Annotated in this window: 23 protein-coding genes and 1 tRNA gene; 12 read left to right on the top strand and 12 right to left on the bottom strand. The window is 61.6% G+C overall.

The window, feature by feature from the left end; genetic code table 11:
* Positions 1 to 93 precede the first annotated feature (93 nt).
* Positions 94 to 1,200 carry a tRNA (uridine(54)-C5)-methyltransferase TrmA gene (trmA, locus tag ABNP46_RS20390; RefSeq protein WP_349920263.1) on the bottom strand — a complete coding sequence of 369 codons (1,107 nt, stop codon included), beginning with the start codon at positions 1,198 to 1,200 and terminating at the stop codon, positions 94 to 96.
* 170 nt (positions 1,201 to 1,370) lie between these two features.
* On the opposite strand from trmA, the gene ABNP46_RS20385 reads away from it, so the two are divergent.
* Positions 1,371 to 2,504 (top strand): DUF5610 domain-containing protein, encoded by a 1,134-nt coding sequence (locus tag ABNP46_RS20385; RefSeq protein ID WP_349920262.1) that lies wholly within the window; start codon positions 1,371 to 1,373, stop codon positions 2,502 to 2,504.
* 112 nt (positions 2,505 to 2,616) lie between these two features.
* Positions 2,617 to 3,150: an ATP--cob(I)alamin adenosyltransferase gene (locus tag ABNP46_RS20380; RefSeq protein ID WP_349920260.1), complete on the top strand. Its 534-nt coding sequence runs from the start codon at positions 2,617 to 2,619 to the stop codon at positions 3,148 to 3,150.
* Positions 3,151 to 3,303: 153 nt separating this feature from the next.
* Here the strand turns inward: ABNP46_RS20380 and malZ are convergent, their stop codons facing one another.
* The 9 genes from malZ to ABNP46_RS20335 form a co-directional block, all read right to left on the bottom strand.
* Complete coding sequence (gene malZ / locus ABNP46_RS20375) at positions 3,304 to 5,133, bottom strand: maltodextrin glucosidase (protein ID WP_349920257.1); 1,830 nt, start codon at positions 5,131 to 5,133, stop codon at positions 3,304 to 3,306.
* A gap of 119 nt (positions 5,134 to 5,252) precedes the next feature.
* Positions 5,253 to 6,101, bottom strand: coding sequence for an HDOD domain-containing protein (locus ABNP46_RS20370; protein WP_349920255.1), 849 nt, complete (start codon positions 6,099 to 6,101; stop codon positions 5,253 to 5,255).
* A gap of 81 nt (positions 6,102 to 6,182) precedes the next feature.
* Entirely contained in the window at positions 6,183 to 6,602 is a 420-nt protein-coding gene (locus ABNP46_RS20365; protein WP_349920253.1) for an META domain-containing protein, read from the bottom strand.
* Positions 6,603 to 6,799: 197 nt separating this feature from the next.
* Positions 6,800 to 8,164, bottom strand: coding sequence for a molecular chaperone (yegD, locus tag ABNP46_RS20360; RefSeq protein WP_349920251.1), 1,365 nt, complete (start codon positions 8,162 to 8,164; stop codon positions 6,800 to 6,802).
* Positions 8,165 to 8,253: 89 nt separating this feature from the next.
* Entirely contained in the window at positions 8,254 to 9,243 is a 990-nt protein-coding gene (locus tag ABNP46_RS20355) for a 2-hydroxyacid dehydrogenase (RefSeq protein ID WP_349920249.1), read from the bottom strand.
* 77 nt (positions 9,244 to 9,320) lie between these two features.
* Entirely contained in the window at positions 9,321 to 9,785 is a 465-nt protein-coding gene (locus ABNP46_RS20350; protein WP_349920247.1) for a CreA family protein, read from the bottom strand.
* A gap of 16 nt (positions 9,786 to 9,801) precedes the next feature.
* Complete coding sequence (locus ABNP46_RS20345; RefSeq protein WP_349920245.1) at positions 9,802 to 10,248, bottom strand: DUF962 domain-containing protein; 447 nt, start codon at positions 10,246 to 10,248, stop codon at positions 9,802 to 9,804.
* 109 nt (positions 10,249 to 10,357) lie between these two features.
* Positions 10,358 to 11,233 (bottom strand): hypothetical protein, encoded by an 876-nt coding sequence (locus ABNP46_RS20340; RefSeq protein ID WP_349920243.1) that lies wholly within the window; start codon positions 11,231 to 11,233, stop codon positions 10,358 to 10,360.
* Positions 11,234 to 11,410: 177 nt separating this feature from the next.
* Entirely contained in the window at positions 11,411 to 11,797 is a 387-nt protein-coding gene (locus ABNP46_RS20335) for a TraR/DksA family transcriptional regulator (RefSeq protein ID WP_349920241.1), read from the bottom strand.
* A gap of 462 nt (positions 11,798 to 12,259) precedes the next feature.
* On the opposite strand from ABNP46_RS20335, the gene ABNP46_RS20330 reads away from it, so the two are divergent.
* The 9 genes from ABNP46_RS20330 to ABNP46_RS20290 all read left to right on the top strand — a co-directional run bounded on the left by ABNP46_RS20330 (position 12,260) and on the right by ABNP46_RS20290 (position 21,512).
* Positions 12,260 to 13,591 (top strand): glutamine synthetase family protein, encoded by a 1,332-nt coding sequence (locus tag ABNP46_RS20330; protein WP_349920239.1) that lies wholly within the window; start codon positions 12,260 to 12,262, stop codon positions 13,589 to 13,591.
* A 242-nt stretch (positions 13,592 to 13,833) separates the two neighbouring features.
* A complete protein-coding gene (locus ABNP46_RS20325) occupies positions 13,834 to 15,195 on the top strand; it encodes an aspartate aminotransferase family protein (RefSeq protein ID WP_349920237.1) in 1,362 nt (453 codons plus the stop codon).
* Between the two features lie 54 nt (positions 15,196 to 15,249).
* Positions 15,250 to 16,347, top strand: a complete 1,098-nt coding sequence (locus ABNP46_RS20320; RefSeq protein ID WP_349920235.1) for an extracellular solute-binding protein — start codon at positions 15,250 to 15,252, stop codon at positions 16,345 to 16,347.
* A 123-nt stretch (positions 16,348 to 16,470) separates the two neighbouring features.
* Positions 16,471 to 17,550, top strand: a complete 1,080-nt coding sequence (locus ABNP46_RS20315; RefSeq protein ID WP_434476164.1) for a polyamine ABC transporter substrate-binding protein — start codon at positions 16,471 to 16,473, stop codon at positions 17,548 to 17,550.
* Positions 17,551 to 17,626: 76 nt separating this feature from the next.
* Positions 17,627 to 18,781 (top strand): polyamine ABC transporter ATP-binding protein, encoded by a 1,155-nt coding sequence (gene potA / locus ABNP46_RS20310; protein ID WP_349920231.1) that lies wholly within the window; start codon positions 17,627 to 17,629, stop codon positions 18,779 to 18,781.
* Entirely contained in the window at positions 18,778 to 19,683 is a 906-nt protein-coding gene (locus ABNP46_RS20305; protein ID WP_349920229.1) for an ABC transporter permease subunit, read from the top strand. Before potA ends, ABNP46_RS20305 begins: the two co-directional genes overlap by 4 nt.
* On the top strand, positions 19,680 to 20,522 hold the full coding sequence (locus ABNP46_RS20300) for an ABC transporter permease subunit (RefSeq protein ID WP_349920228.1): 843 nt from the start codon (positions 19,680 to 19,682) through the stop codon (positions 20,520 to 20,522). The genes ABNP46_RS20305 and ABNP46_RS20300 overlap by 4 nt, the downstream gene beginning before the upstream one ends.
* A gap of 44 nt (positions 20,523 to 20,566) precedes the next feature.
* Positions 20,567 to 21,289 (top strand): MOSC domain-containing protein, encoded by a 723-nt coding sequence (locus ABNP46_RS20295; protein WP_349920227.1) that lies wholly within the window; start codon positions 20,567 to 20,569, stop codon positions 21,287 to 21,289.
* A gap of 146 nt (positions 21,290 to 21,435) precedes the next feature.
* Positions 21,436 to 21,512 (top strand) — tRNA-Pro (locus ABNP46_RS20290).
* 228 nt (positions 21,513 to 21,740) lie between these two features.
* Here ABNP46_RS20290 and ABNP46_RS20285 read toward each other — a convergent pair.
* Together ABNP46_RS20285 and ABNP46_RS20280 are read right to left on the bottom strand one after the other, a co-directional pair.
* Positions 21,741 to 22,268: a hypothetical protein gene (locus tag ABNP46_RS20285; protein WP_349920226.1), complete on the bottom strand. Its 528-nt coding sequence runs from the start codon at positions 22,266 to 22,268 to the stop codon at positions 21,741 to 21,743.
* Between the two features lie 122 nt (positions 22,269 to 22,390).
* The gene (locus ABNP46_RS20280; RefSeq protein ID WP_349920225.1) at positions 22,391 to 22,855 is read right to left on the bottom strand and encodes a thioesterase family protein; all 465 of its coding nucleotides are present in this window, start codon (positions 22,853 to 22,855) and stop codon (positions 22,391 to 22,393) included.
* 133 nt (positions 22,856 to 22,988) lie between these two features.
* On the opposite strand from ABNP46_RS20280, the gene recQ reads away from it, so the two are divergent.
* Positions 22,989 to 24,836, top strand: coding sequence for an ATP-dependent DNA helicase RecQ (recQ, locus tag ABNP46_RS20275; protein WP_349920224.1), 1,848 nt, complete (start codon positions 22,989 to 22,991; stop codon positions 24,834 to 24,836).
* Positions 24,837 to 24,894: the final 58 nt, after the last annotated feature.

Here is a 24,894-nt window from a genome sequence, read left to right as displayed (position 1 = left end):
CAGCATAACGGCTCCCGCCACGACCTGCACAGCGATAAATAATCAGACGGGGCCCTGGGCCCCGTCGTCATGTTGCTTTGAATATTGTTCGGTTTAGCTCGCCTTGCGTTTCAGATAGACCCCGGCTTCCATGTGGTGGGTCCAGGGGAACTGGTCGAACAGGGCGAAGCGGGCGATCTCGTGGGTCTCGCCGAGCACCGCCATGTTGGCCTGCAGGGTCTGTGGGTTGCAGGAGATGTAGAGGATGTTGTCGTACTCCTGCACCAGCTTGACGGTGGCATCATCGAGGCCGGCGCGGGGCGGATCCACGAAGATGGTGTTGCATTGGTAGCTCTGCAAGTCGACGCCCTTGAGGCGATTGAACGCCCGCTCGCCGCGCATCGCCATGGTGAACTCCTCGGCGGACATGCGCAGTATGATGAGGTTGTCCACCCCGTTGGCGGCGATGTTGTACTGGGCGGAGTCCACGCTCGGCTTGGCGATCTCGGTGGCCAGCACCTTGCGGAAGTTCTGGGCCAGGGCGATGGAGAAGTTGCCGTTGCCGCAGTAGAGCTCCAGCAGATCTCCCTCGCTCCCCTGGGTCACGTCCAGTGCCCAGCCCAGCATCTGTTCGTTGATGGCGGCATTGGGCTGGGTGAAGCTGTTCTCCACCTGCTTGTAGATGAGCTCGCGCCCTTGCACGTTGAGTCGCTCGATGACGAACTCCTCCCCCAGACAGATCTTCTGCTTGTGAGCGCGGCCAATCAGTTGCAGATCGAAGCCCTGGGCACGCAGATCAGCCTGCAGGGCCTCGGCGGCCTGCTGCCACTCGGCTTCCAGCTTGCGGTGATAGAGCAGGCTCACACAGATCTGGCCGGACTGGGTGGAGAGGTAGTCAATCTGGAACAGTTTGCGGCGCAGCACCGGGTGCGGACGCAGCCCCTCGACCAGCACCGGCATCAGGCGATTGATGAGCAGGCTGGCGGTGGGGAACTGATCGACCCGGATGATCTCCTTGGTGGCCGGGGCATACATGCAGTGGAAGAGATCATCCCCCTCGTGCCAGATGCGAAACTCGGCGCGCATCCGGTAGTGCTCGGCGGGGGAGGCATGCACTTCCAGGGCCGGCGGGTTGAAGCCGGCGAACAGCTCGGTGAGCCGAGAGTTCTTCTCGTCGAGCTGGGCCTGGTAGTCAGCAGGAGTTCGCTGGGATTGAGTCATGGATACCTCGCATGCGCCGGGCTGAGCCGGGTAAAAACCGGGGGAGGCCGAACAGCCAACCAAAGGGGCAAGATTGTAAAAGGGCGGCGCAGATTCTCCAAACTTTTATGGTCAAGAAGTGTTCACTCGGGCCGATAACCGATCTACCACCATTGGCGGGAGGAAGAGAGATGCAAATTGACGGCGTGGGCGCGGCCCAACCCAAGGGAGCGGGTGCCTCCCCCAAGGCAGTCCAGACCAGCGCGCAGAAACCGGCGCAGGAGGGGGATCAGGTCTCCCTCAATCAGCCACCGAAATGGGCGCAGCGGCTGATCCAGCAGGCGCTGCAGTTCTCCCTGGCGATCAACGGCCAGCATTATCAGGCGCCCAGGAGCCAGGAGTTCAAGCTGGAACCGGTAGAGGAGATTACCCCGGAGACCCTGTTCGACTACCAGTCGGTGGCGGACAACGTGTTGCAGTTCGTCACCGGGCGGTTGGGGGCGGCGCGGGCGGACGGCAAGAGCGACGAGGATCTGGCCGAGATGATGGCCCAGGCCCGCAAGGGGGTCGACATGGGCTTCGGCGGCGCCAGGGAGCAGCTCGGCAGCTGGGCGGACAACGAAGACATCAAGACCGGCATGGATCAGAGTTACAAGCTGATCCAGGAAGGGCTCGAGTCCTTCGAGAAGGAGTTCTTCGGCCAGCTCTCTCCCACCGAGCTCGGGGATGCCGAGATGGCGAGCCGCCGACAGGGGGCCCTCGAGATCGAGACCCGCGACGGGGACAAGGTGATCCTGCGCTTCAGCGACAGCTGGCAGTTCAAGTCCCGCCACGGGGAGGAGGGCAACCAGTTCAGCCTGGCGTCGAGCCAGGGGGTTGATCTGTCGGTGGAAGGGGAGTTCGGTGGCAGCGAGATCGACGCCATCATCAAGCTGGTGAAGGGGCTGGATGATCTGGCCAGCCACTTCTTCAACGGCGATGGCTCCACCCTGGCAGACAAGCTGAGCGGCTTGCCGCTGGATGACAGCCAGCTCGCTGCCTACTCCCTCAAGCTCAGGCAGTCGAGCCGGCTGAGCCAGACCTATCAGGGAGCCCACTCGCTGCAGGAGAGCCTCAAGCCCCTGGCGGACTACCTGCCGAGGCTCAGTCAGTGGCAGCAGCAGGCCGATGCCCTGCTGCCCGCCTCCCAGCAGCAGGCGCTCACCCCGGTCGTGCTGGCGGCGCGGGGCCAGAACGATGCCGCCCTGGGTGCCGGTTTCATGGGCTTCAACCAGCGGATGCTGGAGGCATCGCACCTGCTCGGCCAGCAGATGGCGGCCGGCTAGACGGCGTGGTCGCAGCCCCGCGAGCCGGGGCCGCGTGGATGGTTTGCCAGTCCTGTTTGCTCGGCAGTGACAGGGCTGGCACACTGCCCTTTTCCCCAAGACAGATGCGGCCATGAACCCCAAGAAGCCAAGAGACAAGCGCGAGCTCTGCTACCCCTTCATCTTCGAGACCCAGTTCCAGTGCGATTACGAGATCGCCACCGACGAGCTTTGCTGTCAGGTGGGGGCCGTGCTCGCCGCGCTGCCTGCCGAGGCCGAGACCCGCGAGATGGCGGCAGATCTGGCGACCCTGCAACGACTCATCTACAACCTCAACGGCTCGGTGCGCGGCAGGCTCGGCATCTTCGAGGAGGATCTGGAGTGGCTGAAGGGACGTTACGATCACTACAACGAGGCGAGCCGCGGCCGGGTGACCGGCTTCGTGCTGCCCCAGGGGCCCCAGCCCATCCCCACCCTGCACCTGTGCCGCTGCGGCAGCAAGAAGGTGGTGCGGCTGCTGGTGCGCCTCGAGGAGAGCGGGGTGCGTTTTGATCCCATTCTCTACCGCTTCGCCAACCTGCTGGCGAACTTCTTCTTCGTGCTGACCGTCTTCCTCAAGCTGCACTGGGACGTGCCGGAAGTGCCCTATGTCAGCATCAACTACTGACTGATCTGGTCGTAAAAGGCTTTTCATTATGCTGGTTTGCACAGGTCAGGGTGATGACGCAGTAAAGTGATGAAATGGCAGCGTTATCCACTGATGGCGATGCCAGATAAAAAAACCGGAGCCCAGGCTCCGGTTTTTTTATGGTCGCGACACTCAGCTCGACAGCAGCACCCTGGCCGAGTTGGCCGGGATGGTGAGCTGCACCTCCCCCTGCACCACTTCGAACTTGTCGCCGTTGAAGGCGTCGGTGAAACGGCTCGCCGGGCTTGCGGTCTGCCACAGGGGCAGGCTGATGGTGCGCGGCTCCGTGGGGTGGCGGTTGCAGGCGACCACCACCTGGTCGCTTTGCAGGGTGCGGGCGAACACATAGCTGTGGGGGCCGGCGTAGAGGGTCTGGATGTCCCCCCGGCGCAGGGCCGGGCGCTGGCGGCGCAGCTGGATCAGGCGGCGGTAGTGATCGTGCAGCACGTGATCCCAGTTCGTGGTCTCCCAGGGGAAGCAGCGGCGGCAGTCCGGATCGTTGCCACCGGAGAGCCCCACCTCGTCACCGTAGTAGATGGAGGGCACGCCGATGTAGGTGATGAGCAGGGTGGCGGCGAGGCGCATGCGCTGCTTGTCCTCCCCCAGCAGGTGCAGGAAGCGGGCGGTGTCGTGGCTGTCCAGCAGGTTGAACTGGGCCAGCTGGTTCTTGAACGGGATATGGGCCCGCGCCAGCTTGAGCCAGCGATCCAGCTCCTCGGCGCTGATCTTGATGGGGTGATAGGCGATGTCCAGCCCCGCCAGGAAGGCGCGGATGGGGTGGGCGAAGCCATAGTAGTTCATGGCGCCGTCCTCCTGATCCCCCTGCAGCCACTGGCTCGCCTCGAAGAAGTGTTCACCGAGCACGTAGGCGTCCGGGTTCTCCTGCTTCACGGCGCCGCGAATGGCGCGCACATGGCCGCTGTTGCCGATGGCCGAGCCCCGCTCCCCCAGCATGTGGATGACGTCGAAGCGCCAGCCGTCGATCTGATACGGCGCCCGCATCCAGTAGCGCAGGATGGCGTTATCAGCGCGGTAGACAGCGTCTTGCACCTGCTCGCTGGAGAAATCCAGCTTGGGCAAACTGCGGATCCCCTTCCAGCTGACATAATCCCCTTCCTTGTCGAAGGTGTAGAAGCTGCGCCAGGGAGAGTCCGGATTGCTCTGGGCACCCAGTGGCGGGCAGAACCAGGGGTGTTCGGTGGAGGTGTGGTTGACCACGGCATCCAGGATGATCTTCATGCCACGCTGGTGCAGGTTGCGGGTCAGCTCGGCGAACTGTTCGTTGGTGCCGAGGTGGGCGTCCACCTTGAAGTAGTCCTGGGTGTCGTACTTGTGGTTGCTCGGCGAGTCGAAGATGGGGTTGAGGTAGAGCGCCGTGATGCCGAGGGATTGCAGGTAGTGCAGCTTGGCGTCGATCCCCGCCAGATCCCCGCCGTAGAACTCGCAGGCACCGTGCCCCTCCTCGTGGCGGCTGACCGGCTCGCCCCAGGCCTTGCTGATGACCGCCTTGCCCTTGTACTCGTATTCATGATGACGAACGCTCAAGGACGGGTCGCCGTTGCAGAAGCGGTCGGGGAAGATCTGGTAGAACACCTGATCCTGTACCCAGGTCGGCGGCTGATGGCGGCTGTTGAAGCGAAAATGCTGCTCCCGCGGCGGCATGGCGGCACTGACGCCGGCCCCGTGCAGCCACCACTGCTCTTCGTCCGTGATGCACTTGAAGCAGTAGAGGTGGATCTCCTGGCCCCGGATGAGGGGCAGCTCGACCTGCCACACCTGCAGCCTGTCCCGGGTGGAAACGGGGCGCATGGCCAGCAGGTACTCTTCGTTGTCCGGTTCGTGGCGCAGCCACACCTCCCGAATGGGGGCGTCCAGCTCGCTGAACAGGGTGAGTTGCAGGGCGTCGGCACTCTCTTTGAACCAGGGTGCCACCTGGGGGTGAAACAGGAAGGGATGGGTCATGGTCTCTACTGCGTCAAAGGTCGGCCAGGGCAATATTACCCCGTTCGTTTTCTTGTGTATGTGCGGGTTGACCAGAATGGGACGCGGATCCTGTCCGTTCTGGCCACGCCGGTGTGAGTCTATTGGGTGAGCAGATCGGCAAGGGCATTGCCCTGCTCATGGAGCTGCTCGAGCTGGGAACCCAGGGTGGCGGGATCCAGTCCCAGTTCGTCCGCCAGCGGCTTGGGGAAGCGGCTGATGATGGCCTGGGCCGGTACCCTGGCATGCCAGGCGAAGGAGACGAAGACGGCGAGGCGGATCAGCACCGCCTCCTTGCTGACCGGCCGATAGGAGAGGGGATCCAGCTGCTGGGCGATGGCATCGACGAAGGATTCCGCCAGGTTCCAGCGCCGCGCCAGCTCGGCGCCGAGCTGGGCATAGTCGTACCCCAGCATCTCCCGCTGGGCATCGACCCGGCTGCTGCCCTTCTCCATGGCCAGATTGATGAGCTCGGCCTCTTCCGGCAGGGTGCTCTGGATCAGCAGTTCGCCGATGTTGTGGATGAGGGCGCAGGTGAAGGCGGTCTCCGCATCCACGACCCTGGTCTGCTGGGCCAGGGTGCGGGCTATGGTGGCGACCTGGAAGGTCTGGGTCCAGAAGTGGTGCTTGTCGAAACTGGGGGGAGCCTTGAAGCTGCTGATGATGCCGGAGGCCACCACCACGGAACGCAACCGGTTGAAGCCAAGCCGGATCACCGCCTGCTCGATGGAGGTGACCTCGTTGCCCCGGCGCAGGGCGGCCGAATTGGCCATGCGCAGCACCTTGACGCTGATCACCTGGTCCATGGCGATCTTGGCCGCGATCTCGTCGATGCGCGCATTCTCGTCGCTGAAGCTCTGCATCAGCTCGTGCAGCAGCTTGGGAATAGTGGGCAGTTGTTTGATCTTGTCAAACAGGCGATCCATCGACATGGCTGAGGCAGCCTCCATTGCGAACAGTGCCTCATATTGTGCCACAGCCTGGTCAGTTGTTCCTGTGAGGGGCTCAGATTTCGTGAGTGCGAAAGGCGGTTAGAACACCCAGTCCCGCAGCTTGTATTCCAAACGGTGCCGTTTTCCCTGCAGGATCAGAGCCTCCTGAGAACCGTCCAGGGTGGCCCCTTCTATCAGGGTGGCGAGGACGGCCTGCTCGATCAGATCGAGCTGGGGCTGGCAGGCCATGGCGGTGCTGCCGAGGCTGCTGACCCAGAACCTGTTGCCTTCGAGGTTGCCCTGGCCAAAGTAGCGGTTGCAACCGGCGATGCCGTTGACGGTGAAGTGCTCGCCAATCTCGATGTCGGGACGGTTGTCCGGGCCGCTGGCAACGGGTTGACCATCCAGCCTGTCGAGCACCCAGTGATGGTGCTGCAAGTCTTGCTGGGCGAAGCGAGGCGTACTGCTGCAGGCGCTGAGCAGGAGCAGGGCGAGCAGGAGTAACAACATTCTGGGCATTGCTGGGGCTCCGGTGATGGGAGTGACAAGCATACCTACACCCCGGGCCCCGGGGCAGGGCGGGCAGGGGGAGCACCGACCGCTTCTGTCGCCCCCTGTGCGGGAGGGGTGTCGGTAAATGGCAACACCCGCCCCGGCCGAGCCTCGTCGGACGAAAAAGGGGCCACAATGTGGCCCCTTTTGCTCTCATATCGCGCTTAGGCGCCGGCGAACAGCCGCTCGGCATAACGGGCCAGGCCAGATGCCACCGAGCCGAAGTCATCGCCCCCTTCCAGCGGGGTCTCGGGAAGCTTGTGGCGAATGAACGCCTTGATGAGGGGCGACTTGGCGCTGCCGCCGGTGATGAAGATCCGGTCCGGTTGCACGCCGGCGGCGGTGATGGCCTCATCCATCAACTCGCCAATCTTCTCCAGCAGCGGGGCAGAGGCAGAGGCCAGCTGATTACGGCTGAGTTCCGCTGCTAACCCTTTCTCCAGCTCGCTCAGGGATTGCTGATTGAGCTCGTGGTCGGAGAGGGCGATCTTGCCCTGCTCGGCACGCCACACCAGCTGGTGGCTCAGCTTGTGGGCCCGCAGGCTGGCGAGACGGGCGAGCTTGGTGCCGGGCTGGCTGTCGAGTTGCAGGTCTTGGAGCTGGCGAGCGGTATCCAGGCTGTAGAAGCGGTTCTGGGCGCTGACGTCGTTGATGGCGGCCGCGTCCCAGAACAGGGGGTGGGGCAGGGGCTTGCCGGTCTTGAGGGTCTCGTGCATGCCGAGCAGCGGCATCATGCCCTCCACCGTCAGCCGGATGTCGAAGTCGTTGCCGCCGATGCGCTGGCCACTGTGGCTGAGCAGATCGCCGCTGCGATCCAGCCGATCGCGATGGCTCGGGCCCATGCGCAGCATGGAGCAGTCGGTGGTACCGCCGCCGATGTCCACCACCAGCACCACGGCATCCTCGTCGAGGCGGGCCTCGAATTCGAAACCGGCCGCCACCGGTTCATAGAGGAACTCCACCTGCTCGAACCCGGCGAGGCGGGCCGCCTCGGTCAGGATGGCGATGGCCTGGCGGTTGCTCTCCTCCCCCGCCAGTCCCTGGAAGTTGACCGGACGGCCGATGACGGCGCTGCGCACCGGCTGGCCCAGCTGCTGCTCCGCCTCTTCGCGCACCTGCAGCATCATGGCGCAGACGATGTCCTCGAACAGGGCGATCTGGGGGGCCTTGAGACCGTAGGCGCCGAGGAAGGATTTCGGCGACTTGATGTAGTAGCCGTCGTCCGGCTCCTCCAGATAGCGCTCGAGGGCCGCGTTGCCGAAGCTGAGCTCGTCGTTCAGGCCCTCTTCGCGCATCTGGCGACGCACCGCCTGGGCCCGGGTGACCACGGGGCCACGCAGCTTGAGATATTCGCTCTGCCGGGCAGGGGTCAGCCGCTCCGCCAAGAGGCCTGCGATGGCATCTCTGTGGGGGGCATGCAGGGTGGAGGGGAGGTAGCGGGAGCCTGACAGGGTCAGCAGCCGGGGGCTGCCTTGCTCCATCACGGCAACGGCGCAGTTGGAGGTACCGTAATCAAATCCGATAAACATGGGCGGCCAGGCTCCTGTTCAAAAAAGGGCTGGTAGCCTACCCGAAGGCGCCGGGTCTCACAACCCGGCGCGGCTGAATGGCGGGTGGTTTATTCCACTTCGTTGTCGCAGTGGCCCTGGCGCTCGATGGCCTGGATGTTGCTGAGGGTGGTGTCGGCGATGGCGTGCAGCGCCTCCCGGGTCAGGAAGGCCTGGTGGCCGGTGAACAGCACGTTGTGGCAGGCGGACAGTCGGCGGAAGACGTCGTCGGTGATCACCTCGTTGGACTTGTCGGAGAAGAAGAGATCTTCCTCCTCCTCGTAGACGTCCAGCCCCAGGGCGCCGATGCGGGCGGTCTTGAGGGCCTCGATGGCGGCGTTGGAGTCGAGCAGGCCGCCGCGGCTGGTGTTGATGATCATCACCCCGTCCTTCATCTTGGCGAAGGCCTCCTTGTTCAGCAGGTGGTAGTTCTCCTTGAACAGGGGGCAGTGCAGGCTGATGACGTCGGACTGGCGGAACAGGGTGTCGAGATCCACGTATTCGGCACCGAGATCGATGGCTGCCTGGTTCGGATAGGGATCGCTCACCAGCAGGCGCATGCCGAAGCCCTTGAGGATGCGCAGGGTGGCGATGCCGATCTTGCCGGTGCCGATGATGCCGGCGGTACGGCCGTGCATGTTGAAGCCCACCAGCCCTTCCAGGGAGAAGTTGGCGTCGCGGGTACGCTGATAGGCCTTATGGATGCGGCGGTTGAGGGTCATCATCAGCCCCACCGCGTGCTCGGCCACCGCCTCCGGGGAGTAGGCGGGCACGCGCACCACTTTCAGCCCCAGCTCCTTGGCGGCGACCAGATCCACGTTGTTGTAACCGGCGCAGCGCAAGGCGATCACTTTGGTGCCGTTGGCGGCCAGATCGGTCAGCACCTCCCGGTCGGCATCGTCGTTGACGAACAGGCAGACCACGGGGAAGTGGTGGGCAAGACGGGCGGTCTTGGCCTCCAGCCGCACGTCGAAGAACTCCAGCTCGAAGCCGTACTGGCTGTTGGCCTGATGGAAGTGTTCCTTGTCATAGCTCTTGGTACTGAAAACGGCGACTTTCATGGTGCGCTCTCCGCAGATATCGATGTGGTTAAATTACAACAACCGTCGGCCTTCATCACGGGATAAATCGTGGGGAATTAGCCCCAGGGCATGATGGGAACCGCGCTCACCGCACTCTTGTAAGAACCATCCACTAGCTTGGTGCTGTAAGTCAGATAAACCAGGGCGTTGCGTTTTTCGTCGTAAAAGCGCACCACTTTCTGCTCCTTGAACACCAGGGAGGTGTTGACGTCGAACACCTCCTCCCCGGCTTTCAGCTTGGCGGGCAGGGTGATGGGGCCTGTCTGGTGGCAGGAGAGAGACGCGTGAGAGGGATCTTCCGCCAGCCCGAGCCCGCCCTTGACGCCCCCGGTCTTGGGCCGCGCCAGATAGCAGGCGATGCCGGCAATCTTGGGGTCGTCGAATGCCTCGATCACTATCTTGTGATTGGGGCCCACCAGCTTGAAGGCGGTGCTCACCTCGCCGATGGGGTCGGCCTTGTCCGCGAGGGCGGGACCGGTGATCAGCAGGGTCAGCAGCAGGGACAGGATGCGGTAGGACATGTGATTTCTCCTGGCCTCAATAGGGGAGGCCCAAGCGGCGATAGAGGCTGGCCAGCACCCAGGCGGGGCCGATCAGCAGAAATTGCAGGTCGGCGAGGAAGGAGGGCCGCTTGCCCTCGATCTGATGGCCGACAAACTGGGAGATCCAGAGTACCACGAAGCCGATGAGCGCCGGCAGCAAAAGAGGCCCTTGCCACCACTGGCAGGCCAGCAGACCGAGGCCGGTGAGGACCGCCATGCCGAAGAACAACGGAAGTGAGAGACGCAGGTAGAACAGCAGCACCGGGATGGCCGCCACCATGGCCCAGTTGATGCCAAAAGGCAGTGGGCCAACGGGCAGGCACCAGAGCAGGGCCAGCCCGCACAGATAGATGCCGGGCACCGCCACCTTGTGGATGGCGATGTTGACCGGATGGCGGTGGCTCTGACCGTAGTCGCTGAACCATTGTTCGAGTCGTTTCATGGCACCTCCCTGGTGCTGTGGTGACGCGGGTCTGCCATCCATCCTGGATGGCTCTGGTTCCCTGAGCCGCCCCGAGCCCGGGTGTGCGGCAGGGGGGCGGTCATGGCTGTCAGGGTGCGGGCGAAGGTGACTGCACCGGTGGATAATCCCAGTACTGGGCCGGAATGCTTCGGAGTAGCGGCGTCATGTCCGGGTTGGTCAGAGGGATGGTGAGGCGACCCTCCAGGTTCGCGCTGGCCAGGGCCTCGCGGATCTTGGGATTCTCGCGGAAGAACTTCATGAAGCTGCCATCGGCATAGGCGCGCTCAAGGCCGGTCTGGATCGCCTTGGCCAGCTTGGGGCTCTCTGGACTGACGAAGAAGAATTCGGCGAAGGGGTAGCGCAGCAGCAGGTGTTGCTCGACGGCGAGGTTGGGGTACTGGGCGCTCAGTTCGGCCCGCTCGGCGAAGATCTCCACCACATTGCGGGGGAAGAAATCGAGCTTGTCACCGTCATTGATGAGGCGGAATAGATTGTTGTAGCGGCCGGCATAGGTGGGGATCCCCGCCAGTTCCAGGATCTTGTTGTCGGCCCAGCCGACCCCCTGCGCCGCCTTCAGCTTCTTGAGGTCGGCGAGGCTGTTGACCTGGTTGAACTTCTCCTGGGCATCGGCGTGGATGAAGGAGAGCCGCAACCCCTCCAGCCCGCGAAACAGCGGGATGGGGACCGGAATGAGGGAGGATTCGAGGGCACTGGAGGTTCCCATCCAGTACACATTGATGTTTTTGCCCTTGCTGAGTTCCTGCTGCAGGCTGAACTGGTTGAGATTGAGCTCGACCTGCTCAAGTTTGAACGGCTGGTCGGCACGGGTGAGCGCCAGCTCCAGCAGCTTGAGCTGATAGTCGTTATCGAGTTGATTGACGGGCCGGCTGGGGACCTTGACGGTGAGGGTCTGTGCTTGTGCCAGCAGTGGCAGGCACAAACACAGCCTGATGAGCCATTTCACTCTCTGCGCTCCTGTGAGATTCCAAGACTTGCCCGGAGTCTAACAGAACTTGCCACGCTCTGGCTGTGATGCCGTGAGTGAACTGCTGGCGCCGCCCGCATCCTGATACGCCTGCATGCACACCGGTCGCTCGGCGTCTTGGCGATGCAGGGATGCTCCGGGCGGCATCAGGCCGAGTCAGGCGACCCGGCGGAACACGTGGGTATCGTTGAATTCCTTGGTGCTCTGACACTCGACGCAGAAGCGGGATTCAGGGCGAGCCTGCAACCGCTTCAGGGAGATCTCGTCACCGCAGGATTCGCAGTAGCCAAAGTCCCCTTCGTTGATGCGTTTCAACGCCCCTTTCAGTTTGCGCAGGTGCAACTTGTCGTGCTCGATGCGGTTCAGCTCCAGACGGCGGGCCTCCTCGACGCTGGCACGGTCAATTTCATCGGCCATCTCGTTGGTATCGGTGGCGATGGCCTGGCTGGCTTGAGAGTTGAGACGCTCCTCGAGCTCGATGATTTGGCGCTCGATCTGACCCTTGTAGAAGGTCAGCTGGTCTTCAGTCATGAAATCACACATATGGTTTTCTACCAGTCAGTTTCCCAATTTTTCCCATTTATGGGGGCTGTCTGTCTGCAGACCAAGCCCTTGTATCCCGTTTTGCACCAATTCCATGCAGGAGAGTGCAAATCAGGGCGGGCCTTGTACCAAAAAAATGCAGGCATGCAAAGTAAATCGGATAAAGAGTGTGCGTCCCTACAAAGAAATGGTCCTCATCTGACAAGGTATGACTGAGAAGCCGGGCTGTAGCGGCGGTCGTTGGCATCGCCTTTGCAGTAAGCTGATCGCGACACAAGGTGTTTAGTATTTGGTGTCGACATGGTCATTATATAGGCCATTGTTTATAGTTTTTTAAACACCATCGCTTGACAAAGGGCTTTGTCACGGGCTTTTATGGTGTTACTGATTACATTTTCTTAACAAGGGTGTTCCTTATATTAGACACCCTTGCCAATGGCAACCGTAGAGTCGGGGTTTAACATGGACAGTATCAAGGGCTGGATGGAGAGCAATCGCATCACCGAGGTGGAGTGTTTGTTTCCGGATTTCACCGGCAATGCCCGAGGCAAGATCATCCCAGCCAACAAATTTCTGCGCGAAGGGGGCATGCGGCTACCCGAGGTCATCTTCACCCAGACGGTGACCGGGGAGTATCCGGATGACGACAGCATGATTGACCCGCTGGAGCGGGACATGCAGCTCTACCCCGATCCCAATACCATTCGTTTCGTGCCCTGGGCCCTTGAGCCGACTGCTCAGGTGATCCACGACTGTTTCGACATCAATGGCAAGCTCATCGACATCGCGCCGCGCTCCGTGCTGCGCCGGGTCCTGTCATTCTATGAGAAGCAGGGCTGGAAGCCGGTGGTCGCTCCCGAGCTCGAATTCTACCTGGTCAAGCGCAACGAAGACCCCGACTATCCCCTGGTACCGCCGGTGGGCCGCAATGGTCGTCCGGAAACGGCCCGCCAGTCCTTCAGCATCGATGCGGTCAACGAATTCGATCCCATCTTCGAGGACATGTACGACTACTGCGAGGCCCAGGAGCTGGAGGTGGACACCCTGATCCACGAGTCCGGTGCCGCCCAGATGGAGATCAACTTCCTGCACGGCGATGCCATCGACCTCGCCGACCAGGTGTTTCTGTTCAAGCGCACCATGCGGGAAGCCGCCCATCGCCATGGCATCTATGCCACCTTCATGGCCAAGCCCATGAGCGACGAGCCGGGCTCCGCCATGCACATCCACCAGAGCCTGGAGGACATGGACGGTCACAACCTGTTCGGTACCAGCGAGGGGGGCAACTCCGCCCTGTTCATGCACTTCATCGCCGGTCTGCAGAAATACACCCCGGCGGTGACCGCGCTGCTGGCGCCGAACGTCAACTCCTACCGCCGTCTCACCTTCGGTGAGAGCGCTCCGCGCAACGTGCAGTGGGGAGTGGAGAACCGGACCTGCGGCCTGCGGGTACCCTTCTCCGAGCCGAGCGCGCGACGGGTGGAGAACCGCTTCGCCGGGGCGGACGCCAACCCCTATCTGGCGCTGGCGGCCACCCTGGCTTGCGGCTACCTCGGCATGCTGGAGAAGCTCGAGCCCATGCAGGAGATGAAGGCGAGTGCCTATGACCTGCCCTACAGCCTGCCCCGCTCCCTGGAGGAATCCCTGAGCCATCTGGAGCAGTGCGAGCCCATCAAGGACATGCTGGGGGAGCGTTTCATCCGCGCCTTCGTCGCGGTCAAACGCAAGGAGTACGAGACCTACTTCGGGGTGATCAGCCGCTGGGAACGGGAATTCCTGTTGCTGAACGTGTGACCCCGCCTCAGGGGAAGCCGGCGCCGGCTTCCCCTGTCAATCACCAGCCGTCAAGGCTGACGCCGTGACCCGTGTGCGAAAGCGCCATCGCCCCGTCACAGCAGCACAATAATATATCGCTTCAGAATGATGGAACCGGGGTGCCGTCAGCGCAGCCGAGCGCCTGTGCTTTGCTGCCCACCTCATTGATCCATAACGAACATCGTCTAAATCGCTAAATCGAAGGAACCGAGGAGCAAGCAATGCAGCACAGTACCCGTGAGTGGCAACAACTGGACGCCAGCCACCATCTGCACCCCTTTACCGATTTTCAGGCCCTGAACAAGAAGGGCAGTCGCATCATCACCAAGGCTGAGGGGGTCTATCTGGAAGACTCCGACGGGCGCCGCATCCTGGACGGGATGGCGGGCCTGTGGTGCGTCAACATGGGCTATGGCCGCCAGGAGCTGGTGGATGCCGCCACCCGGCAGATGCAGCAACTGCCCTATTACAACCTCTTCTTCCAGACCAGCCATCCGCCCGCAGCCGAGCTGGCGACCCTGCTGGCCGAGGTGGCCCCGGCCCATCTCAACCACGTCTTCTTCACCGGCTCGGGTTCCGAATGCAACGATACCGTGCTGCGCATGGTGCGCCATTACTGGGCCAGCAAGGGCCAGCCGGACAAGCAGGTGATCATCAGCCGCCACAATGCCTACCACGGCTCCACCGTGGCCGGTGCCAGCCTCGGCGGCATGAAGGGCATGCATGCCCAGGGCGGCCTGCCCATCCCCGGCATAGTCCACATCGATCAGCCCTATCACTTCGGTGAGGGGGAGGGGATGAGTGCCGAGGCATTCGGATTGGAGCGTGCCGGCCAGCTGGAGAAGAAGATCCTCGAACTGGGCGTGGACAAGGTGGCCGCCTTCATCGGTGAGCCCATCCAGGGCGCCGGTGGTGTCATCATCCCCCCCGCCAGCTACTGGCCCGAGATCCAGCGCATTTGCGACAAGTACGGCATCCTGCTCATCGCGGACGAGGTGATCTGCGGCTTCGGGCGCACCGGTCACTGGTTTGCGAGCGAAGGCTTTGGCATCAAACCGGACCTGATGTGTCTGGCCAAGGGCATCACCTCGGGCTATCTGCCGATGGGTGCCGTGATGGTGGGAGACAGGGTCGCCAAGGTACTGGTGGAAGAAGGGGGAGAGTTCAATCACGGCTTCACCTACTCCGGTCATCCGGTGGCCTGTGCCGTGGCCATTGCCAATATCCAGCTTATGCAAAGTGAGAGCATAGTTAAGCGCGTTCATGATAACATCGGCCCCTATTTGCAGCGCCGCTGGAGCGAGTTGGCCGATCACCCGCTGGTGGGGGAAACCCGTGGCAAGGGTCTGGTCGCCGCGTTGGAAATAGTGCAGGACAAACAGACGAAACGCCGTTTCCCGGCTGAGCTTCAAGCCGGGATGACCTGTCGGGAGTTCTGCTTTAACAATGGCTTGGTGATGAGGGCGGTCGGCGATACCATGATCATATCGCCCCCCTTGGTGATCACCGAGGAACAGGTGGATGAATTGGTCAAACTGGCCAGGATCAGTCTGGATCTGACAGCGGCAAAGCTGCGGGAATAGGCTGTGACCGGGCAGATTGGCTTACGCATACAATTTGCTTAGGAGACAAGGACTATGTCTTTTAAAAAGGGAATGATGGCTGCTTCCGTGGCGCTGGTCATGATGAGTACCGGGGCGATGGCCGACGAGAAGGTGCTGCACGTCTACAACTGGAGCGATTACATCGCGCCGACGACGCTGGAAGATTTCCAGAAAGAGACGGGCATCAAGGTGATCTATGACGTGTTCGACAGCAACGAGGTGCTGGAAGCCAAGTTGCTGGCGGGCAGTTCAGGTTATGACATCGTGGTGCCGTCGAACCCCTTCCTGGCCAAGCAGATCAAGGCAGGCGTCTTCCAGAAACTGGACAAGTCCAAACTCTCCAACTGGAAAAACCTGGATACCGCGTTGCTGAAGGCGCTCGAGCCGAGCGACCCGGGTAACCAGTACTCCATCCCTTACCTGTGGGGCACCATCGGTTACGCCTACAACCCAGAGAAGGTGAAAGCCGTACTGGGTGCGGATGCGCCGGTGGACTCCTGGGATCTGGTGTTCAAGCCGGAAAACATGGCCAAGTTGAAGGAGTGCGGTGTCTCCTTCCTCGACTCACCGACCGAAATGCTGCCAGCCGCCCTGCAATACCTGGGCTTCAAGCCGGATAGCCAGAAGCCGGACGAGTTGAAGAAGGCTGAGGAGCTGTTCCTCTCCATCCGTCCCTATACCGCCTATTTCCACTCCTCCAAGTACATTTCGGATCTAGCCAACGGCAACCTGTGCGTGGCGGTCGGTTACTCCGGTGACTTGCAGCAGTCCAAGTCCCGGGCGATTGAGGCCAAGAACGGCGTCAATCTGACCTATGTGATCCCAAAAGAGGGGGCAGGCAGCTTCTTCGACATGCTGGCTATTCCGGCAGATGCGAAGAACGTGGAATCGGCCCATGTGTTCCTGAACTATCTGATGCAGCCCGAGGTGATCGCCAAGATCTCCGACGCGGTCAGCTACCCGAGCGGGAACAAGGCGTCCGTGCCGCTGGTGTCCGAAGCGATCCGCAACGATCCGGGCATCTACCCGAGCGAGGCGACCCTGGCGAAGATCTACACCTTCCCGGATCTGCCGGCCAAGGTGCAGCGTCTGATGACCCGCAGCTGGACCAAGATCAAATCAGGTAAGTAAGTGACGAGTACCCCTCCCGGTCCGCAGTTCGGCCGGGAGGGTGGTGACCCACCCGACAGGTTGGACGGCGCGTAAGGATGCGCGACGGATAAATCACACAATGAGAGGACTGAACAAGTGCACATGACCAAGATAGCGACGCTGGCCCTGACCCTGGGGTTTGCAAATCTGGCCCAGGCAGCCCCTGTGGTTCATTTTTACAACTGGTCCGACTATATCGGCGAGACCACCCTCAGTGACTTCCAGCAGAAGACCGGGATCAAGACCGTCTATGACGTGTTTGACTCCAACGAGACGCTGGAAGGCAAGCTGCTGACCGGCCGTACCGGTTACGATCTGGTCGTGCCCTCCAACAATTTCCTGGCCAAGCAGATCAAGGCGGGGGCATTCCAGAAACTGGATCCCGCCCTGCTGCCCAATATGGTCAATCTGGATCCCCTGCTGCTCAAGCAGCTCGACAAGGTGGATCCGGGTCATCAGTACGCCGTGCCCTACCTGTGGGGTACCAACGGCATCGGCTACAACGTCGAGAAGGTCAAAGCCGTGCTGGGGATCGACAAGATCGACTCCTGGGCGACCATCTTCGAGCCGGAAAACATGAAGAAGCTGTCCAGTTGCGGCGTCGCCTTCCTCGACTCGGCGGACGAGATGATCCCGGCGGCCCTCAACTATCTGGGGCTCAACCCCAACAGCCATGATTCGGCTGACATCAAGCGGGCCGAGGCGCAACTGCTGAAGGTGCGCCCTTATATCGCTTACTTCCACTCCTCCAAGTACATCGCGGATCTCGCCAACGGCGACATCTGCGTGGCCGCCGGCTTCTCCGGTGACATCTTGCAGGCGGCGGCCCGTGCCAAGGAAGCGGGCAAGGGGATCAATATCGCCTACAGCATTCCGAAAGAAGGCGGCAATCTCTGGTTCGACATGATGGCTATCCCGGCGGATGCCACCAATGTCAAAGAAGCCCATGCCCTGATCAACTACATTCTCGATCCGCAGGTGATCGCCAAGGTGAGCGACTACGTGGGGTATGCCAACCCCAACACCAAGGCGGGCGAGTACATGGACAAGCAGGTGCGTGATGATGAGTCAGTCTATCCCCCCCAGGCGGTGCTGGAGCGGTTGTATGTGCAGGAAGCCCATCCCCGTTCAGTGCAGCGCCTGATCACCCGGAGTTGGACCAAGATCAAGTCCGGAACCTAACCTTGGCGCCCATCCCGGGGCGCCAGATTGTATTGATGGATCGGCCCCGGCCGGTAACACGTTTGGGAGTTTGGTGATGGCGATAGCCTCCAGTGCCTACAAGAAAGCCCTCGAGGGCAGCCAGCAGCGTAAAGAAGTGCTGGTCAAAATAGACAGGGTAAGCAAGCAGTTCGACGAAACGCTGGCGGTCGACAACGTGTCCCTCAACATCCACAAGGGCGAGATCTTCGCCCTGTTGGGGGGCTCTGGCTCCGGCAAGTCCACCTTGCTGCGGATGCTGGCCGGGTTTGAACGCCCCACCGAGGGACGGCTGTTCCTGGATGGCGTCGATATTACCGACATGCCACCCTACGAGCGTCCGATCAACATGATGTTCCAGTCCTACGCCCTGTTCCCCCACATGACGGTGGCGCAGAACATCGCCTTTGGCCTCAAGCAGGACAGTCTGCCCAAGGCCGAGATCGATGCCAGGGTCGAGGAGATGCTCAAGCTGGTGCAGATGACCCAGTACGCCCGTCGCAAGCCACACCAGCTCTCCGGTGGCCAGCGTCAGCGGGTAGCGCTGGCCCGTTCGCTGGCCAAGCGTCCCAAGCTGCTGCTGCTGGACGAGCCCATGGGGGCGCTGGACAAGAAGCTGCGCTCCCAGATGCAACTCGAGCTGGTGGAGATCATTGAACGGGTCGGCGTGACCTGCGTCATGGTGACCCACGATCAGGAAGAGGCCATGACCATGGCCGAGCGGATTGCCATCATGCACCTCGGTTGCATCGAGCAGATTGGCAGCCCCATGGATATCTACGAGACTCCGGCCAGCCGGCTGGTGTGCGAGTTCATCGGCAACGTCAACCTGTTTGACGGCCTGCTGGTGGAAGATGAACAGGACCATGCCACCATCGCCTGTGCGGATCTGGAGCAGCCCATCTACGTGGGCCACGGCATCAGTTCTCGCGCCGAGAACAAGAAGGTGACCTATGCCCTGCGGCCAGAAAAGCTGCTGATGAGCCTGCAAAAGCCGGTGGAGATAGAGCATCCGGACTTCAACTGGACCAAGGGGCAGGTCTACGACATCGCCTATCTTGGCGGACACTCCGTTTACCACATCCAGTTGCCCTCGGGCAAAATCGTGCAGGCCTTCATCGCCAACGCCGAACGCCACGGCAAGCGGCCGACCTGGGATGACCAGGTGTTCCTCTATTGGGAAGATGACAGCGGCGTGGTGCTGCAATCATGAAGTCATTGCGAAGACTGAAGAAACTGGGCGGGCGCCAGCTGGTGATCGGCATCCCCTTCTTCTGGCTGTTCCTGTTCTTCCTGCTGCCCTTCATCATCGTCGTGAAGATCAGCTTCGCGGAAGCGGACGTGGCCATCCCGCCCTACACGGACGTGGTAAGCTGGGCGGATGAGCAGCTCACCATATTGCTACACATGGGCAACTATCTGTTGCTGCTGGACGACGAGCTCTATCTTGCCGCCTATCTGGGCTCCCTCAAGATGGCCTTCGTCAGCACTGTTCTCTGCCTGCTGATCGGCTACCCCATGGCCTACTCCATCGCCCGGGCGAAGAAGGAGACCCAGACCGTCCTGCTGCTGCTCATCATGATGCCGACCTGGACGGCGATCCTTATCCGGGTTTACGCCTGGATGGGGATCCTCAGCAACAACGGCTTGCTCAACAGCCTGCTGATGGGGATTGGCCTCATCAACGAGCCGCTGACCATCCTCAACACCAACCTGGCGGTCTACATCGGCATCGTATACTCCTACCTGCCGTTCATGGTGCTGCCGCTCTATGCCAACCTGGTGAAACATGACCAGAGCCTGCTGGAGGCAGCCTCCGATCTCGGCGCCCGCAACCTGACCCGGTTCTGGCAGATCACGGTGCCCCTCTCCAAGAACGGCATCATCGCTGGTTGCATGCTGGTGTTCATCCCGGTGGTGGGGGAGTTCGTCATCCCCGAGCTGCTTGGCGGCCCCGAGACCCTGATGATCGGCAAGGTGCTGTGGCAGGAGTTCTTCAACAACCGCGACTGGCCGGTGGCGTCCGCCCTGGCGGTGGTGATGCTGGCGGTGCTGATCGTACCGATCATTCTGTTCAACCGTAACCAGGCCAAAGAGCTGGAGGGCAAGGTATGAAGCGTTTCAGTTTTGCCACCCTGATGTTGTGGCTGGGGTTGCTGTTCATCTACCTGCCCATGGTCATCATGGTGATCTACTCCTTCAACGCCTCCAAGCTGGTGACGGTCTGGGGTGGCTGGTCGTTGAAATGGTACTTCGGCCTGCTCGACAACAAGCAGTTGATAGGCTCTGTGCTGCGCTCTCTCGAGATCGCCTTCTACACCGCCATCGCGGCGGTCGCGTTGGGGACGGTCGCAGCCTTCGTGCTGACCCGGATCCCGCACTTCCGCGGCCGGACCCTGTTCGGCGGCATGGTGACGGCGCCTCTGGTCATGCCGGAGGTGATCACCGGTCTCTCCCTGCTGCTGCTGTTCGTGGCCATGGCCCAGCTGGTAGGCTGGCCGGCGGAGCGGGGCATGGTGACCATCTGGATAGCCCACACGACCTTCTGTACCGCCTATGTGGCGATCGTGGTGTCGGCACGGCTGCGGGAGCTGGATCTCTCCATCGAGGAGGCGGCCATGGATCTGGGGGCCAAGCCCTGGAAGGTGTTCTTCCTGATCACCATCCCCATGATTGCGCCATCGCTCGCGGCGGGGGGCATGATGTCGTTCGCCTTGTCGCTCGATGATCTGGTGCTGGCGAGCTTCGTCTCCGGCCCGGGGGCGACGACGCTGCCGATGGAAGTGTTCTCGGCGGTACGCCTCGGCGTGAAGCCCGAGATCAACGCCGTGGCCAGCCTGATCCTGCTGTCGGTATCGCTGTTTACCTTCGGTAGCTGGTATCTGATGGCCAAGGCGGAGAAACGCCGCCGCGCCGAAATTGCCATGACCACCCAGATGCAGGCAGTCGCCTGACGTCGTGATAATATCCGCATTCTCTCATCCATCAGGAGGATAGAATGCGGATCTCCCTCTTCATCGGCCAGGGTGCCGAGTTGAATGCCGAACAAGCCCCCGGTCTCGTCAGCGCCATCCACAAGCAAGCCGTCACACACCCAGTTTGGTGTGGTTTCCTCGGTCTGGTTGGGGATGAGCAGAGCGATCAGCGCCACCACGGTGGCCCGGAACGGGCGCTGCATTACTATCCCGCCGATCACTATCCCTGGTGGCTGACCTGGCAAACCGCCTTGGGTCTGCCTGCTCCGCGAACTCCCTGGCAGCCGGCGGCTTTTGGCGAGAATCTCTCCGGCCTCGGGCTGACGGAAGCCGAGGCCTGCATCGGCGATGTGTTTCGCTTAGGCGATGCCCTGGTGCAGATCAGCCAGCCGAGATCCCCCTGCTTCAAACTCAACCAGCGCTTTGGCTATGCCCATTTATCCCAGGTGATGCAGCTCAGTGGTCGCTGTGGCTGGCTGTTGCGAGTGCTGGAGGAAGGGGAGGTGGCACCGGATGCGGAGTTGCAACTGGCAGACAGGCCCTATCCCGAACTGACGGTGAAGCGGGCCGCCGACATCCTGTTCAACCAGGCTCGCAACGAGGATGATCTGCGACTGATGCTGGACAACCCGGCTCTCTCGCCAAACTGGCGCCAGCATGCGGCGCACTGGCTGGAGCATGGCGTGGTGGCGGATTGGCGACGCCGGTTGCTGGGGCCAACCGAATTCCAGCTGCCGACAAAATGACCTCGTTCCGGAAGAGGGAGCCATCGTCTTGCCAAACCTTGCACAATTCGCTGAATTGTTGAGCGCAAAGCCATTTTTTTCTGCTGAACATCAAAAAAGGCTTGTGTCATGTCTGGGCTTTCGGTAAATTCTCGCCCCGCAGACATCGGTGTGTAGCGCAGCTTGGTAGCGCACTTCGTTCGGGACGAAGGGGTCGGAGGTTCGAATCCTCTCACACCGACCACATTAGAAAAGGCCGCTCAATGAGCGGCCTTTTCGCATTTGTCGTTTGTCAGTCAGCGCGGTGGGGAATCGCTATGGTGGTTTGGATCCCATGGATGATCGCCATGAAAAGGGCCACCGCTCGGTGGCCCATGGGTGGAGTCTGATCCTGACTCCGGCACGGCTTAAGTTGTGGCAATCTCGTTGTGGCTCTGCTTTATGGTGCCCTCCTTGCGCCTTGGGCGCTTGCTCAGATGTGCCAGTGTTGATGGCACAATGCCTTGAAGCCACGTTGAGTCTGCAGAGTCGCATGCTTGGGGTACTCGCTGATGAAGTGGCCGAGACCCTCCACCAGTTGTGAGCGCAACGAAGACACGGGCTCATGCCAGGCTTGCAGGCAGAGATGGCCGGGGATCAACTGCTCTCGATACGCTTCCAGCAGATGTTCTGGCCAGGGTTCGATACCGGAATCATGTCGCAGTAGATAGTGGGCGGCGGGTTGGCGGGCATAGATGAACTGAACTTGGGCCAGGTCGCGTTGGCTAAGCGTTTGACTGCCGATGTGGCAGGTCAAATATTTTCCCGTCTTCAGATCCAAGAAGTGACCGCGTTGCCGACAGGCGATGATGCGATACCAAGGCAGGGGTGAACACAGAGAATACCCCTCCAGCTCCTGTTCCAACCAGTGACGACACTCGGGAGTGTGCACCTCGTCGAGCATGCACTCGATCTGTGTCAGCAAGGCTCTGGATGGTTTGGTCGCCAGTATCGCGCTCATGGTCTGCAATCCTCCCTCTGCACATGATCCCGACTACCAGTATGGACCTCAGCGGGCGGAGGGGGTAAGGATTCTAATGATTAAAATCGGCTTAGAAGTGCAGTTTTTATGCAATAAAGCCCTTAGCCGACGAGATAAGTACCGGTTCCGAAGGCGATGTGAGTCCCTTCTTCGTTGTGCAGTTCCATGCGGGCAACGGCCACCTTGCTGCCGGCGCGGATGATGTGGGCGGTGGCGATGAACTCGTTGCCCCGGCCCGGGCGCAGGTAGTCCACTCGCAAATCGATGGTACCGAGGCGGGAGAAGCGCTCCTTGAGGTAGCTGGGGGAGAAGTCTTCCAGCTCGTCGATGCAGGAGGCGGCGACTATCATGCCCCCCGCCACATCCAGCAGGCTGGCGGTGACGCCGCCGTGCAAGATGTGATGGAAGGGGTTGCCGATGAGCTTCTCCTCCATCTTGATGCGCAGCTCCACCTTGTCGAAGTCGTAGTGGGTCACCTGCATGCCGATCAGCTTGTTGAACGGCATCCTTTCGGCAAACAGGTTGGCAATGCCACTGAGCGCCATCTTCTTCAGCATGTCTTTCATGTCTCGATCCCAATCCCTGGCGGTTCAACCGAGTAAAAACTCCAGCCAGTCTGCAACACTTCCTTAACACTCGCAATGGCAGGTTTATTGTGAACGGCGGCTGCTTTAGAATGACGACCCCAAAGGAGAGCCCATGACCGCCATTGCCGACATCCAGCCAGACTCTCAGCCCGATGCTGTGCCAGAGACGCCCCTTGCCCTGTTGCAGGCGGTGTTCGGCTACCAGCAGTTTCGGCCGGGTCAGCTCGAGATCATCGAGCAGATAGTGGTGGGGCGCGATGCCCTGGTGCTCAAGCCCACCGGCGGCGGCAAATCCCTCTGCTACCAGATCCCGGCCCTGCTGCGTCCCGGACTGGGGGTGGTGGTCTCGCCCCTCATCTCGCTGATGAAGGATCAGGTGGACAGCCTGCGCGCCAACGGGGTGGCGGCGGTCTACATCAACTCGGCGCTGAGCCGGGAGGAGATGATCCAGAACTTCGCCGCCATGCGTCGCGGCGAAATAAAACTGGTCTATGTCTCACCGGAGCGGCTGCTGCAGCACGAGTTCATGGATCGGCTGGCAGAGCTGCCGCTCGGTCTGTTCGCCATCGACGAGGCGCACTGCGTCTCCCAGTGGGGGCACGATTTTCGGCCGGAATACGCGGCGCTCGGGCGACTCAAGCAGTGGTTCCCCCAGGTGCCCGTGGTGGCGCTCACCGCCACCGCCGACGAGGCGACCCGCAGCGACATGCTGCATCGCCTCGAGTTGCACGACCCCTTTATCCACACAGCCAGTTTCGATCGGCCGAACATCCGCTACAGCCTGGTGGAGAAGTTCAAGGCGGCGGAGCAGCTGCTGCGCTACGTGCAGAGCCAGAAGGGCAACTGTGGCATCGTCTACTGCTCCAGCCGCAACCGGGTGGAGGAGGTGGCGGAGCGGCTCTCCCGCCACGGCTGCAAGGCGGCCCCCTATCACGCCGGCCTGCCGCTGGCCCAGCGCCAGCAGACCCAGGAAGCCTTCCTCAAGGATGACATCGAGATCGTGGTGGCGACGGTGGCGTTCGGCATGGGTATCGACAAGCCGAACGTGCGCTTCGTGGTGCACTACGACATCCCCAAGAATATCGAATCCTACTATCAGGAGACGGGCCGCGCCGGTCGTGACGGCACCCCGGCGGAGGCGCTGCTGCTCTACGATCCCGCCGACATCGGCCGGGTGCGCCGGTTGCTCGACAACATCGAAAACCCCCAGCAACTGCAGGTGGAGCAGTACAAGCTGAATGTGATGGCGGCCTTCGCCGAGGCGCAGACCTGCCGCCGCCAGGTGCTGCTGAACTACTTCGGCGAGTACAACGACAAGCCCTGCGGCAACTGCGACATCTGCCTGGATCCCCCCAAGAGCTATGACGGCACCGAGGACGCCCAGAAGGCGCTCTCCTGCGTCTGGCGGGTGGGGCAGAACTTCGGGGTGGGTTATGTGGTGGAGGTGCTGCGCGGGTCGCTGAACCAGCGCATCAAGGATCACGGCCACGACAAGCTGTCCACCTACGGCATCGGCAAGGAGCAGAGCCACGAGTATTGGATGAGCGTTATTCGTCAGCTGATCCACAAGGGGCTCCTGACCCAGAACATCACCCGCAACCTGGTGCTGCAGCTGACCGAGGCGGCCCGCCCGGTGCTGCGCGGCGAGCTGGCGCTGGAGCTGGCGGTGCCGCGGCTGCAACCCATCTCCAGCCGCAAGGAGAAGCGCAGCGGCCTGCTCGACAGCGCCAACTATGACAAGCGGCTGTTCAAGGAGCTGCGGGCCCTGCGCAAGCAGATCGCCGAGGAGGAGGAGGTGCCGCCCTACGTGGTGTTCAACGACAGCACCCTGGTGGAGATGGCGCAGCTGATGCCGATGACCGAAGACGAGCTGCTGGCGGTCAACGGCGTGGGTCACCGCAAGCTGGAGCGCTTCGGCGAGGCCTTTATGGACCTGATCATCGAGTACTGCCGCCGCTAAGAGTGGCTGCAGGTGGAGATGGGGTTGCGACGATGCCCATGATCGAAGACGAGCCACG

Source organism: Aeromonas veronii (assembly GCF_040215105.1).
Taxonomy (GTDB): domain Bacteria; phylum Pseudomonadota; class Gammaproteobacteria; order Enterobacterales; family Aeromonadaceae; genus Aeromonas; species Aeromonas veronii_G.
Note: the sequence above shows the minus strand (reverse complement) of the source record. Positions and strands in the feature narration are given on the sequence as shown.